This window comes from Mucilaginibacter aureus, from assembly GCF_053514885.1.
In genome coordinates this window covers 830,527-849,376 of the sequence record NZ_CP170601.1, presented here as the reverse complement: position 1 = coordinate 849,376, position 18,850 = coordinate 830,527, and the positions used below count along the sequence as shown (strand labels likewise).

14 protein-coding genes are annotated in these 18,850 nt (G+C 44.0%); 7 read left to right on the top strand and 7 right to left on the bottom strand.

The genetic code is table 11. The features are described 5' to 3' along the window. Positions 1–23: 23 nt before the first annotated feature. Together ACFGVR_RS03675 and ACFGVR_RS03670 are read right to left on the bottom strand one after the other, a co-directional pair. Complete coding sequence (locus ACFGVR_RS03675) at positions 24–1,727, bottom strand: sodium:solute symporter (RefSeq protein WP_448701205.1); 1,704 nt, start codon at positions 1,725–1,727, stop codon at positions 24–26. 108 nt (positions 1,728–1,835) lie between these two features. Then, complete coding sequence (locus ACFGVR_RS03670; RefSeq protein ID WP_448701204.1) at positions 1,836–2,027, bottom strand: hypothetical protein; 192 nt, start codon at positions 2,025–2,027, stop codon at positions 1,836–1,838. Positions 2,028–2,235: 208 nt separating this feature from the next. On the opposite strand from ACFGVR_RS03670, the gene ACFGVR_RS03665 reads away from it, so the two are divergent. Both ACFGVR_RS03665 and ACFGVR_RS03660 read left to right on the top strand, forming a co-directional pair. Further along, positions 2,236–3,564 (top strand): carbohydrate porin, encoded by a 1,329-nt coding sequence (locus ACFGVR_RS03665; protein WP_448701203.1) that lies wholly within the window; start codon positions 2,236–2,238, stop codon positions 3,562–3,564. A 71-nt stretch (positions 3,565–3,635) separates the two neighbouring features. Beyond that, positions 3,636–4,121, top strand: coding sequence for a hypothetical protein (locus tag ACFGVR_RS03660; protein ID WP_448701202.1), 486 nt, complete (start codon positions 3,636–3,638; stop codon positions 4,119–4,121). 1 nt (position 4,122) lies between these two features. Here the strand turns inward: ACFGVR_RS03660 and ACFGVR_RS03655 are convergent, their stop codons facing one another. Further along, positions 4,123–5,136 (bottom strand): dipeptide epimerase, encoded by a 1,014-nt coding sequence (locus tag ACFGVR_RS03655; RefSeq protein ID WP_448701200.1) that lies wholly within the window; start codon positions 5,134–5,136, stop codon positions 4,123–4,125. 122 nt (positions 5,137–5,258) lie between these two features. Between ACFGVR_RS03655 and ACFGVR_RS03650 the strand changes: the two genes are divergently transcribed. Continuing rightward, positions 5,259–6,248, top strand: a complete 990-nt coding sequence (locus ACFGVR_RS03650; RefSeq protein WP_448701199.1) for a hypothetical protein — start codon at positions 5,259–5,261, stop codon at positions 6,246–6,248. On the opposite strand, the gene ACFGVR_RS03645 is transcribed toward ACFGVR_RS03650, so the two are convergent. The 4 genes from ACFGVR_RS03645 to ACFGVR_RS03630 form a co-directional block, all read right to left on the bottom strand. Further along, positions 6,245–6,883, bottom strand: a complete 639-nt coding sequence (locus tag ACFGVR_RS03645; RefSeq protein ID WP_448701198.1) for a rhomboid family intramembrane serine protease — start codon at positions 6,881–6,883, stop codon at positions 6,245–6,247. The genes ACFGVR_RS03650 and ACFGVR_RS03645 overlap by 4 nt on opposite strands. A gap of 129 nt (positions 6,884–7,012) precedes the next feature. After that, complete coding sequence (locus ACFGVR_RS03640) at positions 7,013–8,728, bottom strand: sodium/sugar symporter (protein ID WP_448701197.1); 1,716 nt, start codon at positions 8,726–8,728, stop codon at positions 7,013–7,015. A 69-nt stretch (positions 8,729–8,797) separates the two neighbouring features. Continuing rightward, positions 8,798–10,129, bottom strand: a complete 1,332-nt coding sequence (gene xylA, locus ACFGVR_RS03635) for a xylose isomerase (protein ID WP_448701195.1) — start codon at positions 10,127–10,129, stop codon at positions 8,798–8,800. Between the two features lie 109 nt (positions 10,130–10,238). Further along, entirely contained in the window at positions 10,239–11,720 is a 1,482-nt protein-coding gene (locus tag ACFGVR_RS03630; RefSeq protein ID WP_448701193.1) for a xylulokinase, read from the bottom strand. A 167-nt stretch (positions 11,721–11,887) separates the two neighbouring features. Here ACFGVR_RS03630 and ACFGVR_RS03625 point away from each other — a divergent pair, with 167 nt between their 5' ends. The 4 genes from ACFGVR_RS03625 to ACFGVR_RS03610 all read left to right on the top strand — a co-directional run bounded on the left by ACFGVR_RS03625 (position 11,888) and on the right by ACFGVR_RS03610 (position 18,823). Beyond that, positions 11,888–12,922 (top strand): LacI family DNA-binding transcriptional regulator, encoded by a 1,035-nt coding sequence (locus ACFGVR_RS03625; RefSeq protein WP_448701192.1) that lies wholly within the window; start codon positions 11,888–11,890, stop codon positions 12,920–12,922. Between the two features lie 277 nt (positions 12,923–13,199). Further along, positions 13,200–14,180, top strand: a complete 981-nt coding sequence (locus ACFGVR_RS03620) for a deoxyhypusine synthase family protein (protein WP_448701191.1) — start codon at positions 13,200–13,202, stop codon at positions 14,178–14,180. A 275-nt stretch (positions 14,181–14,455) separates the two neighbouring features. Continuing rightward, positions 14,456–15,721 (top strand): c-type cytochrome, encoded by a 1,266-nt coding sequence (locus tag ACFGVR_RS03615; RefSeq protein WP_448701189.1) that lies wholly within the window; start codon positions 14,456–14,458, stop codon positions 15,719–15,721. Positions 15,722–15,760: 39 nt separating this feature from the next. Beyond that, positions 15,761–18,823, top strand: coding sequence for a TAT-variant-translocated molybdopterin oxidoreductase (locus tag ACFGVR_RS03610; RefSeq protein ID WP_448701188.1), 3,063 nt, complete (start codon positions 15,761–15,763; stop codon positions 18,821–18,823). The last annotated feature ends 27 nt before the right edge of the window (positions 18,824–18,850 follow it).

The window sequence follows — 18,850 nt, the reverse complement described above, 5'->3', positions numbered from 1 at the left end:
GTCACCAACAATCAAATCAGGTATCAGGATAATTTAACGTGCGGCTTCTGATTGTCTAACCTCTCCACTATTATCGCAATCACAATCACCAACACACAACCTATCGCGTTAAGCCATAAATAGGCAACTACATTATAATAACCCATAATGCAAATGACTATTTCACTGATAACTGCAGCAATAAACACCGCATTGCCTTTAACGTGTTTGATATAAAAAGCCACTACAAAAACGCCTAAAATAGTACCGTAAATGTAAGAGCCCAATTGGTTAACGGCTTCGAGTAAATTGCCCAGATGACCGGCATACAATGCCATGCCAATACAAACCAAACCCCATAATACCGTGGCCCATCGCGATGCGCATAAATAATTCTCGTCCGATGCGTTAGGGTTGATCATCCGTTTATAAATATCAACCACACTTGTTGAAGCCAGCGAATTAAGCGCGCTCGCCATCGAACCCATCGAGGCTAAAAAGATGATGGCGATCAGCAAACCGATCAATCCCCTGGGCAGGTAATGCGTTACAAAGGTGAGGAACACATAATTGGTGTCGTTGACATCCGTCGTCGCATCGGCTTTTTGTAATACAGTTATTGCCTTTTGGCGGATGGTATTAGCCTGCCCATCGGCAGCTTTGAGCTGCATCTGCGCCAGGTTGATCCGGCCTTTATCATGCGTATTCAGTGCCGATACCATATTTTCGACAGCGTTCTTCCTGATAGTGAAAGCTTGTGCATATGCTTGTTCCGCCTGGTTAAACTCTCTGGCATAAGGGCTTTTCTTTACCTGCTCAACCGCATAATTGTTAAAAAAAACCGGCGGCTGGTTAAACTGGTAAAATGCGAATACCAAAACACCTATCAGCAAGATCAAAAATTGCATGGGTATTTTAACCAGCCCGTTCATAATTAAACCCAGGCGGCTTTGGCCAATTGAACTTCCCGTCAAATAACGGCCCACCTGACTTTGATCAGTACCAAAATAACTCAGTTGTAAAAAAAAGCCGCCGATGATACCACTCCAAATGTTGTAACGGTTGTTGGGGTCAAACTTCCAGTCTATCACGTTCATGCGGCCTAGTTTCCCGGCAAGGTGCAGCGTATTGCTAAGGCCGGTGCCTTTGGGCAGCAAACTATAGCCCACAAAACCGGCTAAAAACAACCCTGCGAAGATGATGCTCATTTGCAGCAGCTGTGTATAGCTCACCGCTTTGGTGCCGCCATAAACGGTGTAGCAAATAACCAGGCCGCCAATAAAAAGCGTGGTATAAGTAATGTTGATATGCAATATGGCGCTCAGTATAAGTGCCGGGGCATAAATGGTGATCCCGGTTGAAAGGCCGCGTTGTATCAAAAACAAAAAAGCGGTTAAAGCGCGGGTTTTGAGATCGAAACGCTGCTCCAGATACTCGTAAGCGGTAAAAACCTTAAGCTTGTGGAATATGGGCACAAAGGTAATGCACAACACGATCATGGCCAGCGGCAGCCCGAAGTAGAACTGCACAAAGCGCATCCCATCGCTGTAAGCCTGCCCTGGCGCCGATAAAAAAGTAATGGCGCTGGCCTGCGTGGCCATAACCGAAAAACCTACCGTATACCAGGGTAACGACTGATCGCCAAGAAGGTAATTGTTAATGTTTTTGCTGCCCCTGCTTTTCCATACGCCATAAACAATAATGGTTAAAATGGTGGCTGCAAGAACTATCCAATCGATACGGCTCATTCAAAGTGTTTGGTGATGAGCCAAAATACAAAAATTAGCAGAACAAGCCATGCCATTACAATGCCATAAAACTTATTCCAGCTGCTTATAAATGGTGGAAGGTCCGGATCAGGCTTGTTCACGGCCTTTAACCAGCACGTTCAGAAAGAAAGCCGCTGTAAGCAAACCTACTACACCGCCTACAAGTATCCATACAAAGCCTTTTTCCAAAAAAGAGCCGGTTATCATACCAAAAACCAAACCGATAACATAATATAAATAATCGTAGCTTTTTTCTTCGGGCGTATTGTGTTGTGTCATGTCCTTTTAATATGTACCCGCAAAAATAGTTCATTAATTGTTGTTTAACAAGCAGAAGTTTACGGTAATTTTTTTGAGACCTTTAGCAAGCAATGCCTTCAGGTTTTAATCGCTATATCTTTAAGGGTTGTTGTTATTATAGCTAATATTAAAATAATTTAGGTTAATCTAAAATTATTATTAGATTTGCCTAATAAAATATTGCCATATGAAGAAATATCTACTTGTCATTATATTCCTGTCTGCCTCTATCGCGGCAAACGCGCAACTCAATTACACGGCAGACAGTACCGAAAAATGGAGCCAGCATTTCCAGTTAACCGTTGTCGACCAAAGTCATAACTCGTTTAAGGCACCTTACTCGGGCGATAATAGCCTGAATCCTGCATCCGAGGAAGCATTATCCATCACTACTACTTTATACTTTGGCCGAAAGCTTTGGAAAAATGCGTCCGTTTATTTCAATCCTGAGGTTTCGGGCGGCAGCGGGTTGAGCGAGGCACGTGGTGTGGCGGGCTTCCCTAACGGCGAAACCTTCCGTATCGGTAGCCCCGCGCCTGCGGTATACCTGGCGCGTTTATTTTACCGGCAATATATCCCGCTGAGCAACAGCCGCGACCTGGCTGATGCTGATGCCAACCAGCTGCGCGAATACGTACCCCGCGAACGCATCGTGATCACGGCCGGTAAATTCGCCTTGTCGGATATTTTTGATAATAATCAATATAGTCACGACCCACGCAGCCAGTTTTTAAACTGGGCGCTGATGAGCAATGGCGGCTGGGATTACCCGGCCAATACGCGCGGCTATACCGATGGCCTCGTAGTTGAGTATATTAAACAAGGCTGGGCCCTGCGCGTGGCCGGAACCCTGGTGCCAACTTACGCCAACGGCCCCGATTTTGACTATAACTATTTTAAGGCTAACGGATCAACCATCGAGTTTACCAAAGACCTGAACATCAATAACCATAAAGGCGTTATCCGCCTGCTGGCCTATCGCAATACCAGCAAGGCGCCGGCTTACCGCGAGGTGATAGATAACTACAATAATAAAACCGACGTATCGCTCGATGTAATTAATGGTAAAAACTATGGCGGCGTTAAATACGGCTTTTGTTTAAATGGTGAGCAGGAACTCAGTAAAAACCTGGGTATGTTTTTACGCGCCGGCTGGAACGATGGCAAAACCGCCACCTGGGTATTTACCGAGATCGATCAAACTGCAGGCATCGGCTTTAGCTATAAAGGCACGGCATGGCACCGCCCGGATGACATTTTTGGCATTGCTGCTGATGTGAACGGTCTATCACAAGATCACCGCGATTTTTTAGCCGTGGGCGGCTACGGGTTTATCATCGGCGATGGTAAGCTACCCAATTATAAACCCGAAAACATTTTTGAAACTTACTACAGCGCTCAGATCAACAAAAATCTGTTCCTTTCTGTAGATTACCAGTTTGTTGCCAACCCGGCATATAATGCCGATCGTGGACCAGTAAACTTTTTTGCCATCAGGGCACATGTGGAGTTTTGATAAAGTAAAAAGAAGAAGGGTCATGCCGAACTTGTTCGGCATCCCATCATAACAGTCTGCGGTAACAGGTTATGTTAGCAACAATTCTTATCCAAAGCCTTATCTATTGTGGTTTACTCACAGCGGTATTAGCTGTAATGAGTTTTGGCAACCCGCGTGTAATGCTGCAAAAATATCCACCCGAGATACAGAAGGCAGTTGCGCCCAAAACTGAGACCGAAAAAAAGCAAACTTTAATTTACTCACTACCTTTTCTACTGGTTATCGTCGGTTATCCAATTACATCAACATGGTTTATCTGTCATCAGTTGCACCCAACCTTTGCCCAGGTATTTGTTTACATTTGGATACTTACTTCCGCTTTTAATCTGTACGATCTGCTCATTTTAGATTGGCTGATATTCTGCACAATCACACCCCGGTTTATCATTATTAAAGGTTCAGAAGGTAATCAAGGGTATAAAAATTACCGATTCCACTTTACAGGTTTCTTAAAGGGTATTGTTATAACATTTGTTCTGTCGGTTATTCTTTCGGGTTTGGTGTTGCTGGTCTGATTTAAGAAAGTTGCAACCCCAAGCCATTCCCATCATTCAAAACCCATTTACCATTTACAAAGCCGGGTAATACATAAGGGTTATTGGTGGTCAGGAAAGGTCCGTCCAGATCGGCCCAATCACAAAGTGGTGCCAGTGCGGCCGCGGCTAAAGTAGCGCAACTGGTTTCGCTCATGCAGCCTATCATTAATTTTAATCCAAGCTCGCGGGCTTTCAGGATCATCTGGTGAGCTTCCCACATTCCCGTCGATTTCATTAACTTAATGTTGATGCCGGTATAAACGCCTTTTGCTTTACTTACATCGGACAAACGCTGCACGGCTTCATCGCCAATAATGGCAACCGGGCTGCGTTCTGTCAACCAGGCATTACTGTCGATATCGGTTTTCAGCATGGGTTGTTCTATCAGCAACACGCCCTGTTCATGCAGCCAATGGCACATGTCCAGGCTTTGCTCCAGGTCGGTCCAGCCCTGGTTGGCATCTACAAACAACGGCACACTGGTAACGCTGCGAATGGTTTGGATCAGCTCTTTATCGCTATCGCGGCCAAGCTTTACTTTGATCACTTTAAAATCCTTCGCGTCCTGTAGTTTTTTGACGATCATTTCCGGGGTATCTATCCCCACCGTGAACGAAGTTACCGGCATCATTGCAGGGTCACTGCCGTACAGTTTCCAGCAGGGTTGCTGCTGTAGTTTCCCGTCAAGGTCGTTCAATGCAATATCAATGGCGGCTTTGATGGCCGGCTGGCCGGGAGCTATACTATCAAGATAAGCATTGATGGTTGCAAAATCAAAAGGATATTTAAATTGACTAACGTCAACCTTTTGCAAAAAATCAGTAGCGGTTTGATGACTCTCGCCCATATAAGGCACCATTGATGCCTCGCCATAACCGGTATGGCCCTCGTGGTGCAATTGTACCAACATTATGGCGGTTGATGTACGCGAAAATTTAGCTATCGTGAACGTGTGTTTCAGTTCGAGCTCAAAGGGTTGATAAGTTAGACGCATGTTAAATTCAAAACTATAAAAAACCATTAAATTTTAAATCTAAATATCACAAGTATAAAAATTGACATAAATCCGAAATTGAACATCCGAAATCCGAAATCAGAAGAAGTATCTTTGCGGCAATGAGTACTGCGTTATATCACCCGTTCGAAACTTTTAACTTCAGCAATAAGCAATGCTTTTTAAGCGGCGAAACCCTGCAATCGTCCGAAGAAAAGATAGCCGTTTTCCCGCTGTGGTTAATGAACCGCTACGGCCTTGCCGACCAGCCTTTTAAACTGCTTGATGAAAGCATGGCCACTTATAAGGATTTGAAAATACCTTGTGCTGCACACATTAATGAGCAATACATCGAACCCTTAGAGGCACAGGTAGCCGCTGCCTTTGAAGGCGGTTATGAAACTATGAAAGCTTTTGATGAGTTTCAACTATTCCGGTGGGCGGGCAAATTACTGTATGGTATTATCTTTAACGAGGTGCAGATCGCGATTAAGCAAACACGTGAGCAGGGCGAAGATTTTAATATCTCACAATCCATCATCCATAAATTCAGCAACCTGCACTTAATGCTGCAAAGCATTAATCAGCCCATGTTGTTTGAAGAGTTTAAGCCATTCAGCCTGTTTTTATTTAAGGTAAACAACCCCGAAAACGAGTTTGCTTACCGCGATGAGATCAATACGTTAACGTTTTCTATCCGCTTAAAGGATTTTGGATTGATCATCTGTTTGCAGGATAACGGTGCCAACCGCAACTACCATCGCAATATCTTAGCTAAAATAGAAGGCCAAACTTTGCACCCCATACAATTTGAAGAGTTTTGTGGCCGAATATTTTATTCGGCCTACCTGTTTAATCGTTTGCCCGAGTACAATATTTTGCCTGTAGGCAACGAAGTATTTGTAGAAGCCATGCCCTTACGGGGAATGAGCGCCAAACCTTTGTTTGACGATTGGCTGGGCAAAACCTATGGCCAGGTGCTCGAAAACTTTTGGAAGCGCTGGGGATTTTTGTTGTTGGAGATCATCAAAAACCCGGAGCACCCCATGAGTTTTTTAACCGATAAAGACGAAAAATTTATCCCCGCCGCGAGTATCGACTTAGGCCTTTAGTGAATACCCAAATGGTTTGATATAATGTGGAAGAACGACGGTACTACCATAGGGTATAAACCGATGGTGATAATTATACCGCATACTGCACCATAAAAGTGCGCATCATGATTGATGTTGCCCAAACCTTGTTTTGAAGCGTATGAACAATAAAAAAGATATAATATACCAAATACAACGGCCGGAATATACAGACCCGGAATAAAGATCAGGCCCATACCGCCCCAGGGATTAAACATGATGGAACTGAAAACTACCCCGCTTATGGCACCCGAAGCACCCAGACTATGATACCCGTAATCGTTTTTGTGTTTTGCTACCGTAGGCAGATCACTCAAAATAAGGGTAGCTATATACAGCAATGCAAATTGCCAGTGCCCCATATACCGCTCCAGCCCAAAAGCAAAAAAGTAGTACGAAAGCATATTGAAAAACAGGTGCGACAGATCTTTATGGATCAATCCGCTGGTGATCAAAGTATAGGTTCGCCTGCCCTGCGCTACGCTGTAGGGGTGCAAAATAAATTGTTCATAAAGTTCGTCGCTGCTAAAGGCGAGTATGCTGATTACAAGCGTAATGGCAAATATGGCTGATGCGACGGGCGTATCCCTGATGGCTGTTAAGATCTCGTTCACCTGATAGAAATTATATTGCTACAATGATACATGATTTTGGATGTATAAAAAGGATACCTGCTAAAATTGCTCAACAAAAAACCCGGCAAGCAAAGCAAGCCGGGTTGTGTTTATTATAAGGTTTGATGATTACCAGAAAACAGTATATAAAACTGTTAAGATAATACAAATTACTACCGAACCTATGGCAAAGCCCGGGGTTACCTTAAACATTTTGGTATCAACCTCAAGGCCGTTTGGTTGAACGCCGCGGCGGGTCTCAATCATACTAATGAGCCACATACCTACTGCGCAAACAATAAAAACAAAGCCCATGCGGTCAAAGAATGGTATTTCGTAAGCACCTTTATTGCTGTAGTTTGGTGCGTAAAAACCATAAGGGGTTAAAAAGCTCAGGTCGGTCCACCTTGGTAAAAATTTCAGAATGATAGACATGGCCACACCACCGGCTGTAGCAAACAATGCTGCATTTGATGTTGCCTTTTTCCAGAAGAAACCTAACAGGAACATGGCCAGGATACCCGGTGAGAAAAAGCCGGTATATTCCTGTATGTAGTTAAACCCTTGTTTACCTTCGCCCATTAAAGCATCGCCTAAAATATAAGCCAGCAATACTCCCAAAGCCATAGCTACTGCTACCGATATTTTACCCAGGTTAACCAATTTCTTTTCAGATGCTTCCGGATTAATGGCTTTTTTGTAAATATCAAGCGTAAATATGGTTGCTATACTGTTTACCTTACCGGCAAGTGATGCCACTATAGCTGCAGTTAAAGCCGCGAATGCCAAACCTTTCATGTATGTAGGCAACAGGTTCAATAACGATGGGTAAGCTTTATTGGGATCCTCAATACCTGCATGGGTAAGCATACCTGCGGCATCAGCAGTATGGAACATACCACGTTGATACAATACATAAGCTGCTATACCAGGGATAACCACGATAACCGGCATTAACAGTTTAAGGAAGCCGGCGAACAGGATACCGCTACGTGCAGTTTTTAAATCGGCACCAAGGGCACGTTGGGTGATGTATTGGTTACAGCCCCAATAGTTGAGGTTGGTGATCCACATACCGCCAATTAAAACACTTAAACCAGGTAAGTCCACATAGTTTTTATTGTCTTTATGGAAGATCATATGGAAGTGATCGCTGGCTTGTGCAGTAATCTGTTTTAAACCGCCAAACATACCGCCAACACTTGATGCGCCGTTTGGATTGTTAACCAGGTTGAGCGCTACGTACGAGGCTACCAAACCACCCAATATCAGGAAGAATACCTGGATAACATCGGTATAACCGATAACTTTCATACCGCCCAGGGCAATAATTACCGAGAATATAGCCAGTAAAATAATACACAAACCGATAGAGAATTCAGGTGCTATACCATGGATAGCAATAGCTCCCAGGTATAAAATTGAAAGCAGGTTTACTACAATGTACAAAAACAACCAGAAAACGGCCATGATCATGGCTACCGTACCATTATACCGCTGATGCAAGAACTGCGGCATGGTATAGATCTTATTTTTTAAGTAAACCGGGATAAAAAATACCGCTACTATTACCAGGGTTGCTGCGGCCATCCACTCGTAGGTAGAAATTGCCAAACCCATTTTAAAGCCCGAACCACTCATGCCGATAAATTGTTCGGCCGAGATGTTTGATGCGATAAGGGAGGTACCAATGGCCCACCAGGTTAACGAGCCTTCTGCTAAAAAATAATCATTTGAGGTGGCATTAACGTTCTTTTTACGTTGATATACCCACCAGCCATAGGCGGCTACAACTACAAAGTAAAACGCGAATACCATGTAGTCGCCAAACTGGAGTGTTTTCATTTTTGATGTTTAGGTTTAAAAAAAGGTTCTTCTCATACACCACGTTAGTGTAAGTTGTACAATTATAAATTAAATATAATTGTTAATCAAATTTTCTAAATATTCTTGTTTTCCACTCTTAACCGCCGGCTCGCCGTTTTCAACTGCATAGGCGCGTAAGTCTTCGAGCGATAGTTTGCCGGTTTCAAATTCTTTGCCTTTACCGCTATCAAATGATGCGTAACGTTCGGTACGTATTTTTTTGTATTCAGATTTTTGCAGGATGTTATCAGCAATGATCAAGGCACGGGCAAAAATATCCATACCGCCAATATGCGCGTAGAACAAGTCCGCCGGATCGGTCGAGTTTCTGCGGATCTTGGCATCAAAGTTAACACCACCACCCTGCAGGCCGCCGCCTTCTAAAATAACCAGCATACATTCAACTATCTCGTTAATATTGTTCGGGAACTGATCGGTATCCCAGCCATTCTGATAATCACCACGGTTAGCATCAATTGATCCCAATGCGCCACCATCAACAGCTACCTGCAATTCGTGCTGGAAAGTATGTCCCGCAAGGGTAGCATGGTTAACTTCAAGGTTCAGTTTAAAATCCCCTAACAGGTTGTACTGGCGTAAAAAGCCCAATACGGTAGCCGCATCATAATCATACTGGTGTTTTGATGGTTCGCAAGGTTTGGGTTCGATAAAGAAGGTACCTTTAAAGCCTTGCGCACGTGCATAATCTTTAGCGGTATGTAAAAACTTGGCAAAATGCTCCTGCTCGCGTTTCATATCCGTGTTCAGCAAGGTCATGTAACCCTCGCGGCCACCCCAAAATACGTAGTTTTCGCCTTTTAATGCGATGGTAGCATCTAAAGCAGCTTTAACCTGTGCAGCACCATGTGCCAGTACATGGAAATCCGGATTGGTGATGGCGCCGTTCATATACCTGCGGTTTGAAAACAGGTTGGCGGTACCCCATAATAATTTTACACCGCTTGCAGCTTGCTTTTCTTTTGCATATTCAACCAATGCCTGCAGCCGACGGTCGTTCTCTTTAATGTCGTTGGTATAATCAACCACATCCACATCGTGGAAGCAGTAGTAAGGCAGATTAAGTTTTGTAAGGAACTCGAAAGCGGCATCCATTTTATCTTTGGCGCGTTCAACGGCGTCGGCTTTCTCGTTCCACGAAAAAATGTGTGTAGGCTCGCCAAACGGATCGGCACCATTACCAACAAAGCTATGCCAGTAGGCACCTGCAAAACGTAAATGTTCTTTAAGCGTTTTGCCTGCAACAACGCGGTTCTCGTCGTACCAGCGGTATGCTAACGGATTATCAGATTGCGGACCTTCGTATTTTATTTGGCCTATCCCTTTAAAAAATTCTTTTTCACCTGTAATGATGTTTGCCATGATATGTTGTTTTGTTATTCGTTATTGAGTTATTAGGTTATTAAGCTACTGGGTTATTGAGTTATTTACCTTTTTGCAGTAACCTAATAACTCAATAACCCAGTAATGGTTACTCCACTGTTAATTGTCTATCTAAAAGTCCTTTCCACTCCTGGTATATTGGTTCGTAGTTTTTGCCGGCAGGCTCAACAACCTTTACTTTTTCCATACTGCCGAATGCTTCTTTGGGCTCTCTATAAATACCGGCCCCAATGCCTGCACCTAAAGCCGCACCCACGCTGCCATCGTTTTTATACAATTCAACCGGTACGCCCGTGGCATTTACAAAAGCTTCGGTAAATAATTCGCTTAAAAACAGGTTGGCCATGCCCGCGCGTATCACGGTTGGATTCATGCCGTTTCCACGCATAATGTCCAGTCCGTAACGAAAGGCAAAGGCAATGCCCTCCTGCACCGCCCGGAAGATATGGCTGCGGGTATGCAGGTTCAGGTCGATATTATGGAAATGTACGCCTACCATTTTATTGTTCAGCATGCGCTCGGCGCCATTGCCAAAAGGCAAAATACGCAGGCCATCGCTGCCCAGCTTTATTTGTTGCGCTTCGGTATTCATTTGCTGATAGCTGGTACCGGTACCAAATAAGGTCTTCGTCCAGCGGTTTAAACTGCCGGTGCCATTAATACAAAGCAAAACGCCTAAGCGTTTTTGCTCTTCGGTATGGTTAACGTGCGCAAAGGTGTTTACCCGCGATTGCTGGTCATATGCTAAAACATCGCTTACGCCATAGATCACTCCCGATGTGCCTGCCGTGGCAGCTACCTCGCCTGGATTGAGTACATTGAGCGATAACGCGTTATTAGGTTGATCTCCGGCCTTGTAAGCTACCGGGATACCTGGCTTTAAATTAAGCGAATTGGCAATATCTGCCTTTAATTGCCCGTGTTGCGTAAACACCGGTTTAACAGTTGCAAAGAAGTTGGTATCGAAACCAAAGTAGTTTACCACATCTTCAGACAACCGATTGCATTGAAAGTCATAAAAAATTCCTTCGGATAATGCAGAAGGAGATGTAGTAACCTCGCCGGTCAGTTTCATGGCGATAAAATCGCCCGGGAGCATAATTTTATCAATTTTATTGTAAATGTCAGGCTCGTTCTGCTTAACCCAGGCCAGTTTTGACGCTGTAAAATTGCCTGGTGAGTTTAATAAATGGCTTAAACAAAAATCATGGCCCAACACATCGAAAGCCTTATCGCCAATTTCTACCGCGCGGCTATCGCACCAAATAATGCTATCGCGCAGAGCGTTTTGAGCCTTATCGACCAAAACAAGGCCATGCATCTGGTAGGCAATACCTATTGCACCGATGTCTTTAGGGTCAAAGTTTTTGCCAGCCTGTGCCAGTAAAATAGCCTTTTGTACATGCTGCCACCACATCTCTGGCGATTGCTCTGCCCAGCCGGGTTTTAAAGAAGTTATAGCTGATTCGGTATCGGGATACTGCGCCGACGCAATGCATTTTTGCTGTTGCGCGTCAACAATCGACACCTTAATAGAAGAAGTACCTACATCAATACCAAGAAGCAACATGCAACAATTGTATTAGTTTATAAATGGAAATTACATTTGTGTTGGTAAACACTAATTTGAGGTAAAATTATTGAATATTTTTTAAAATGCAATCGGTTGTAATTTTATTTATAATATTTTTTCTACTTTAGTTGAAAGATATCTTTCAGCATATCTTTACAACCTAAATGAAGAATAAAGAAATTACGATCTATGATATCGCGAAAGAATTGGATATTTCGCCTGCTACAGTAAGCCGTGGACTGCGCGATCATCCGGCGATAAGCAAAAAAACCAAGAAGAAAATAATGGATATAGCCAAGTCAATGGGCTATCGTTCCAATACTTTTGCCAGCAGTTTACGTTTAAACCGCACTAATACCATAGGCGTAATTGTTCACCGTTTGGATAGCTTTTTTGTGTCGACCGTTTTGGCAGGGATGGAAAAGGTAGCCAGCGAGTCGGGCTATAACTTAATTATCAGCCAATCGCTTGAGAGTACCGAAAAGGAAATTGCCAACGCCAATACCATGTTTAACAGCCGGGTTGACGGCCTGATGGCATCATTATCATACGATACGGAAGATATCAGCCACTTTATGCCTTTTATTGACAAGGGTATACCGCTGTTGTTTTTTGATAGGGTGTATAATCATAAAAATTGCCCGGCGGTGGTTATCGATAACTTTAAATCGGCATACGAGATCACTACGCATTTAATTGAACAAGGCTGTAAAAAAATAGTGCACGTTACCGGCGATCTTAAACGGAACGTATATGCCGACCGTTACCAGGGCTATCGCAAGGCATTGCAGGATAACGGCCTTAAATTTACCAACGAGCTGCTTATTATTAATTATATGAACGAGCATATTGGCCCCAATGTTGACGCGGTTAAGCAGATATTGGCGATAAACCCGCTACCCGATGGCGCCTTTATTACCAATGATGCGTTTGCGGCTTATTGTATGCGCGAACTGAAGGTGGACGGCATATCCATTCCGGGTGACATTGCTATTGCCGGTTTTAATAACGATCCGATTTCGGGATTGGTTGACCCGAACCTGACTACCATTAACTATCCAAGCTACGAGATGGGGGAGGTTGCTGCCCGTACGCTGATCAATCATTTAAAAGGCACATCTAATATGATGCTGACCGATTCCATCGTATTGAAATCGGAGTTGATCATCAGGGAATCATCGCTGAAAAAGCAAGTATAAGGTTGGTGCAATTTCTGCGACAAAAGATATATGGAGTTAAACCGTAAACTATCAGCAATGATTATGGGCTAACTGCATCTTTTATCCTACGTTATTCATCTTTATAATAACTATCAATCTCATTTGCAAATTCACCTGTTGCGGGTTTGAAATCACCTGCAGATCCGAAAGCAAAAAAATCCGGCTTCCGAAGTCAGAATAAATCCGAAATCGAACATCCGACATCCGAAATCAAAAAAATCTCTACTTTTGCGGCATAAAACTAAACACTACAACAATGAGCGTTACACGTGGGCCTATCTCGCAGTTTATAGAAAAAAATTACCTGCATTTTAATGCGGCCGCTTTAATGGATGCTGCCAAAGGTTACGAGCAGCACCTTTTAGAAGGCGGCAAAATGATGGTTACCCTGGGTGGTGCCATGAGTACTGCCGAACTGGGTATCTCGCTGGCCGAAATGATCCGCCAGGGCAAGATCGATATCATCAGCTGTACAGGTGCCAACCTCGAAGAGGATATTATGAACCTGGTGGCGCATTCGCATTATAAACGTGTACCGAACTACCGCGACTTAAGTCCGCAGGACGAGTGGGATTTATTAGAGAACCACTACAACCGCGTTACCGATACCTGTATCCCCGAGGAAGAAGCCTTCCGTCGTTTGCAAAAACACATTCACAAAATATGGAAAGATGCCGATACCGCCGGCGAACGCTATTTCCCGCATGAGTATATGTACAAAATGCTGTTGAGCGGCGTGCTGGAGCAATACTACGAGATCGATCCTAAAAATTCATGGATGCTGGCTGCTGCCGAAAAAAACCTGCCTATCGTAGTACCGGGCTGGGAGGACAGCACCATGGGTAATATCTTCGCTTCGTACGTGATCAAAGGCGAGATCAAAGCCTCAACCATGAAAAGCGGTATCGAGTACATGGCTTGGCTGGCCGATTGGTACCCTAGAAATTCATCGGGCAAAGGCATTGGCTTTTTCCAGATAGGAGGGGGTATTGCAGGTGATTTCCCGATATGCGTGGTGCCTATGCTTTACCAGGATATGGAAATGCCCGAGATCCCTTTCTGGAGCTATTTCTGCCAGATCAGTGATTCAACCACATCCTATGGCTCGTACTCAGGTGCAGTACCTAACGAAAAGATAACCTGGGGTAAGCTCGATATCAATACACCTAAGTTTATTGTCGAGTCGGATGCTACTATTGTGGCCCCGCTCATTTTTGCATGGCTACTAAAACAGTAGATATTTAGCAAATGTTTGCGGTGGTTTTTACAAACAGGCTACCGCAAACATAGCACCAAAGTGCAATAACCCTGTTTAAAAAACTTCTTTTCAACTGAAATAGAGGCATTTTTGAACTTAGTTTAGAATGATTATAAATTATAGATAACTGTCATTTATTTGTCACCGATAGTTTAATAAATTATACTTTTGTGGACTGAAAGAAGGGGCAAACTTTACGGTTTTCAACAATTTCAAACACATAAAAAAAATATTATTCAGCATAAATACACTTTATGAGAAATATCTCATTGATTATTAAGCAAATTTCCCGGTCTGTACTATTGCTTGCAGGCCTCGCATTGCTCTCATCTTCAGTTCGTGCCCAGGACGTGGCCAAAGGCGAAGCGCTCTTTAAACAGAAATGCTCATCTTGTCATAAGCTCGATGTAAGAATGACAGGCCCTGCATTGGGCCCGCTGGTAACCGCCGAAACCGATGACAAATGGTTAACCCATTGGATTCAAAACAATCAGGCGCTGATCAAAGCCAACGATCCGAAGGCGATGAAGATCTACAACGAGTTTAACCAGGCAGGCATGACGGTATTTACCGAGCTTACAGATGGTGATGTAGCCAATATTATTGGTTACGTGCGTGATCAATGGAAAAAAGATCAGGCAAAACCAAAAGAAAACGCTGGTGGTGCTGCTGCTGCCGATTCGGGCCCAAGTTCATTGGTTATCTGGGGTTTAATTGGCGTTATCGTTATTGCCTTTATCGTTATCCTGGTATTAAACAAGGTAATTGCCAGCTTAGAGCGTTTGGTGCTTGCCCGCAAAGATATTCCGGTTGAAGCTTTAACCGAAGGTGTAGACGAGGAAGCCGAAAAGCGTAAGGCCACCATCAAAAAACTGTTAAAAAATAAAAAACTGGTAGGTTTCTTTGTAGTGTGCTGCGTTATTGCAGGCGGTACATGGCAATGGGTTACCTTGTGGAACACTAACGTACACACAGGTTACCAGCCGGTACAACCTATCAAATACTCACACGAGCTGCACGCCGGTATCATGAAGATCGATTGCCAGTACTGCCACTCGGGTGCATACAAATCTAAAAACGCATCTATCCCGTCGCTTAACGTTTGTATGAACTGCCACAAAACGGTTAAAACCGAGTCACCTGAAATTCATAAGATCTATGATGCATTGGGTTATGATCCGGCAACACAAAAATACGATTCGACCAAGGCTCGTCCTATCCAATGGGTACGTATACACAACCTGCCCGATTTTGCATACTTCAACCACTCGCAACACGTAAAAGTGGGTAAAGTTAAATGCCAAACCTGCCACGGCCCTATCGAAACCATGAAAGAGGTTTACCAATACTCGCCGTTAACTATGAAATGGTGTATCCAGTGCCATAAACGTACCGATGTTGATTACAAAGGCAACGCGTACTACGAAAAAATGGTGGATGTACACGAAAAGATCAAACGCGGCGAAAAAGTTACTGAAGCGTCAATGGGCGGTTTAGAGTGCGGTAAATGTCACTATTAAGAATTAAAGTCAAACAGCATAACAGTTTATATAGCTTAAATGGAAAGCAATAAAAAATACTGGAAAGGTTTAGAGGAACTGAACAATACCCCCGACTTTGTTGAGAAAAACAAACACGAGTTTGCAGAACCTATACCTATCGAAGAAATATTAAACGGAACCGGCCTGATGGCTAAAACACCCCGCCGTAACTTTTTAAAGGCTTTAGGCTTTGGAGTTGGTGCAGTGTCGTTAGCAGCCTGCGAAAAAGTTCCGGTTCATAAATCAATACCGTACTTAATTAAGCCCGAAGAGGTAACCCCCGGTGTAGCTAACTACTATACCTCAAGTTACGATGGCCATGCCATTTTGGTTAAAACCCGCGAAGGTCGCCCTATCAAAGTTGAAGGTAACCCTAACGATTTGTTATCAAAAGGTGGTGTTGGCGCCGGTGTACAAGCTTCGGTATTAGAGTTGTATGATGTTAACCGTTTGCAAAACCCGGTTATCAATAAATCAGAGTCATCATGGAGCGCAGTTGATAGCTTTGTAAAAAGCGAATTAGCGGCTGTTAAAGCTTCGGGTAAAAAAATACGTTTAGTAGCTTCAACTGTAAACAGCCCTTCAACTTTGGCTGTAGTTGCCGATTTTGTAAAAGCATACCCGGCCGCTAAACTGGTTAATTACGATGCCGTATCTTATACAGGTATCATCCAGGCTAACCAAAACAGCTTTGGTAAAGCTGTATTACCACACTACCACTTTGATAAGGCCGATGTGATCGTTAGCTTCGGTGCCGACTTTTTAGGCTCATGGATCTCGCATTCTGAGTTTACCAGCCAATACGTTTCAAACCGTAACGGTGCATCACTTGCCAACAAAAAAATGTCGCGTCACATCCAGTTCGAAACTGGTATGAGCTTAACCGGCTCAAACGCCGATGTGCGTATCCCGGTTAAACCGTCGGAGGAAGGTATCGCGATCATTAATCTATACAACGAAATATCTGGCACTACCTTACCGGGAAGCAAAAAGCTTGATGGTAATACAGTTGCCGGTACCGCTATTACTTTAGCCGCTAAAGAATTATTAGCCGCGAAAGGTAAAGCATTGGTAGTTGCAGGCAGCAATGATGTGGCAACACAAGTGCTGGTTAACGCTATCAACTCAAAATTAGGCAGCTACGGTACCACTATCGATCTGGATAATGTATCAAACCAATACGCAGGTAACGATGCCGAAATGGCCGAGTTGGTTGCCGATATGGCTAAAGGCGATGTAGGCGCAGTGTTCTTTTTGAATGCTAACCCTGCGTACGATTATTATAACGCCAAACAATTTACTGATGCTTTGGCTAAAGTAAAACTGTCAGTATCGTTTAGCGATCATGGTGCTAACGGCGAGGGTGTTGCTACTATTGGCGACGAAACTTCATCGCTATGTACAGTTATCGCACCAAACCACCACTATTTGGAGTCGTGGGGCGATGCTGAGCCACTAAGCGGTTACTTTACTATTGTACAGCCTGCCATTAACCCGGTTTATAATACCCGCCAGGCCGAGCAAAGCTTGTTGATCTGGGCCGATGCTCCGGTTAAAGATTACTATACTTACGTACGCAACAACTGGGAAAATTCGATCCTGGCAAAAGGCGGCCTGTCTGGTCAAAAAGGATGGGAAACCTTATTGCAAACAGGTTCGGTTAAAGCTGCCGAAAAAGCTGCCTCAGCTTATAGCTTCTCAAAAGATCTGAACGCTGTTGCCCAAACCATATTGAACCAAAGCAGCAAAGTAACTGCAAGTGGTGACGATGTAGAATTACAGGTTTACCAAAGCCCTGCCATGCGCGATGGTAAAAAAGCTAACAACCCATGGTTGCAGGAGCTGCCTGACCCGGTATCTAAAGTTACCTGGGAAAACTTTGCAGCCGTTGCACCTAAGTTTGCCGAAAAGAAAAACTGGGCCGAAGGTGATGTAATTAAAATTACTGTTAATGGTTACAGCGTTTCGTTACCTGTATTGTTCCAGCCAGGCCAGGCGCAAGGCACCATATCGGTAGCCGTTGGTTATGGCCGTACATTGGCGGGCCCGGTAGGTAATGGTGTTGGCCAAAATGCCTTCCCGTTCCTAAGCAATGCTAACGGTACCTTCCAAACCTCATCGGTAGCAAAAGTAGCCACAACCGGCGCAGTTTCTATCCTGGCACAAACCCAAACGCACCACTCATACGAAGGTCGTAACGTTATTCGCGAAACCACTTTCGATCAATACAAAAAAGATGCTTCATCCGGCAACGCACGCAGTGCCGAGCATAAGGTTTATACCTTATGGGATGAGTATGAGCGCCCGCAATACAACTGGGTAATGGCTATCGACTTAAATGCATGTACCGGTTGCGGTGCCTGCGTGGTAGCTTGTAACGCCGAAAATAACATCCCTGTTGTAGGTAAAGACGAGGTACGTCGCCGCCGCGAAATGCACTGGATCCGTATCGACCGTTACTACAGCTTTAACGATAATGTAACCAAAGAGCACGATATCGCCAAACTCGAAAACCTCGACCATGTATCGGTAGTGTACCAGCCTATGCTGTGCCAGCACTGTGATCATGCCCCTTGCGAAACGGTTTGCCCGGTATTGGCTACCGTACACTCAAGCGAAGGTTTAAACCACATGGCTTACAACCGTTGTATCGGTACACGTTACTGCGCTAACAACTGCCCGTATAAAGTGCGCCGTTTCAACTGGTTTAACTACTGGAACGATTCGCGTTTTGATAACTACCTCAACAACGAGCATACACAATTAGTACTGAACCCTGATGTTACCACACGTTTCCGTGGGGTGATGGAAAAATGCTCAATGTGTATCCAGCGTATCCAGGCTGGTAAACTGAAAGCTAAGATCGAAAAACGCTCATTGCAAGATGGCGAAGTGAAAATGGCTTGTCAGCAAACCTGTGCCGCCAACGCTATCGTATTTGGTAACGTTAACGATCCGGAATCAGAAGTAGCTAAAGCTTTAAAGAGCGAAAGAACATATTACGTATTGGAAGAATTGAACACACAGCCGGGCATTGGTTACCAGGTTAAAGTTCGCAACACAGTAGCATCAATAGCTTAATTTTATAATAAAAACATAAGAGATAAA

Bases quoted from the DNA above. Each gene is read 5' to 3' on its own strand.
- ACFGVR_RS03630 (WP_448701193.1), bottom strand. From the start codon at position 11,720: ATGTTGCTTCTTGGTATTGATGTAGGTACTTCTTCTATTAAGGTGTCG.
- ACFGVR_RS03650 (WP_448701199.1), top strand. From the start codon at position 5,259: ATGAGTACTGCGTTATATCACCCGTTCGAAACTTTTAACTTCAGCAAT.
- ACFGVR_RS03665 (WP_448701203.1), top strand. From the start codon at position 2,236: ATGAAGAAATATCTACTTGTCATTATATTCCTGTCTGCCTCTATCGCG.
- ACFGVR_RS03655 (WP_448701200.1), bottom strand. From the start codon at position 5,136: ATGCGTCTAACTTATCAACCCTTTGAGCTCGAACTGAAACACACGTTC.
- ACFGVR_RS03610 (WP_448701188.1), top strand. From the start codon at position 15,761: ATGGAAAGCAATAAAAAATACTGGAAAGGTTTAGAGGAACTGAACAAT.
- xylA (WP_448701195.1), bottom strand. From the start codon at position 10,129: ATGGCAAACATCATTACAGGTGAAAAAGAATTTTTTAAAGGGATAGGC.
- ACFGVR_RS03640 (WP_448701197.1), bottom strand. From the start codon at position 8,728: ATGAAAACACTCCAGTTTGGCGACTACATGGTATTCGCGTTTTACTTT.
- ACFGVR_RS03620 (WP_448701191.1), top strand. From the start codon at position 13,200: ATGAGCGTTACACGTGGGCCTATCTCGCAGTTTATAGAAAAAAATTAC.
- ACFGVR_RS03675 (WP_448701205.1), bottom strand. From the start codon at position 1,727: ATGAGCCGTATCGATTGGATAGTTCTTGCAGCCACCATTTTAACCATT.
- ACFGVR_RS03625 (WP_448701192.1), top strand. From the start codon at position 11,888: ATGAAGAATAAAGAAATTACGATCTATGATATCGCGAAAGAATTGGAT.
- ACFGVR_RS03660 (WP_448701202.1), top strand. From the start codon at position 3,636: ATGTTAGCAACAATTCTTATCCAAAGCCTTATCTATTGTGGTTTACTC.
- ACFGVR_RS03615 (WP_448701189.1), top strand. From the start codon at position 14,456: ATGAGAAATATCTCATTGATTATTAAGCAAATTTCCCGGTCTGTACTA.
- ACFGVR_RS03670 (WP_448701204.1), bottom strand. From the start codon at position 2,027: ATGACACAACACAATACGCCCGAAGAAAAAAGCTACGATTATTTATAT.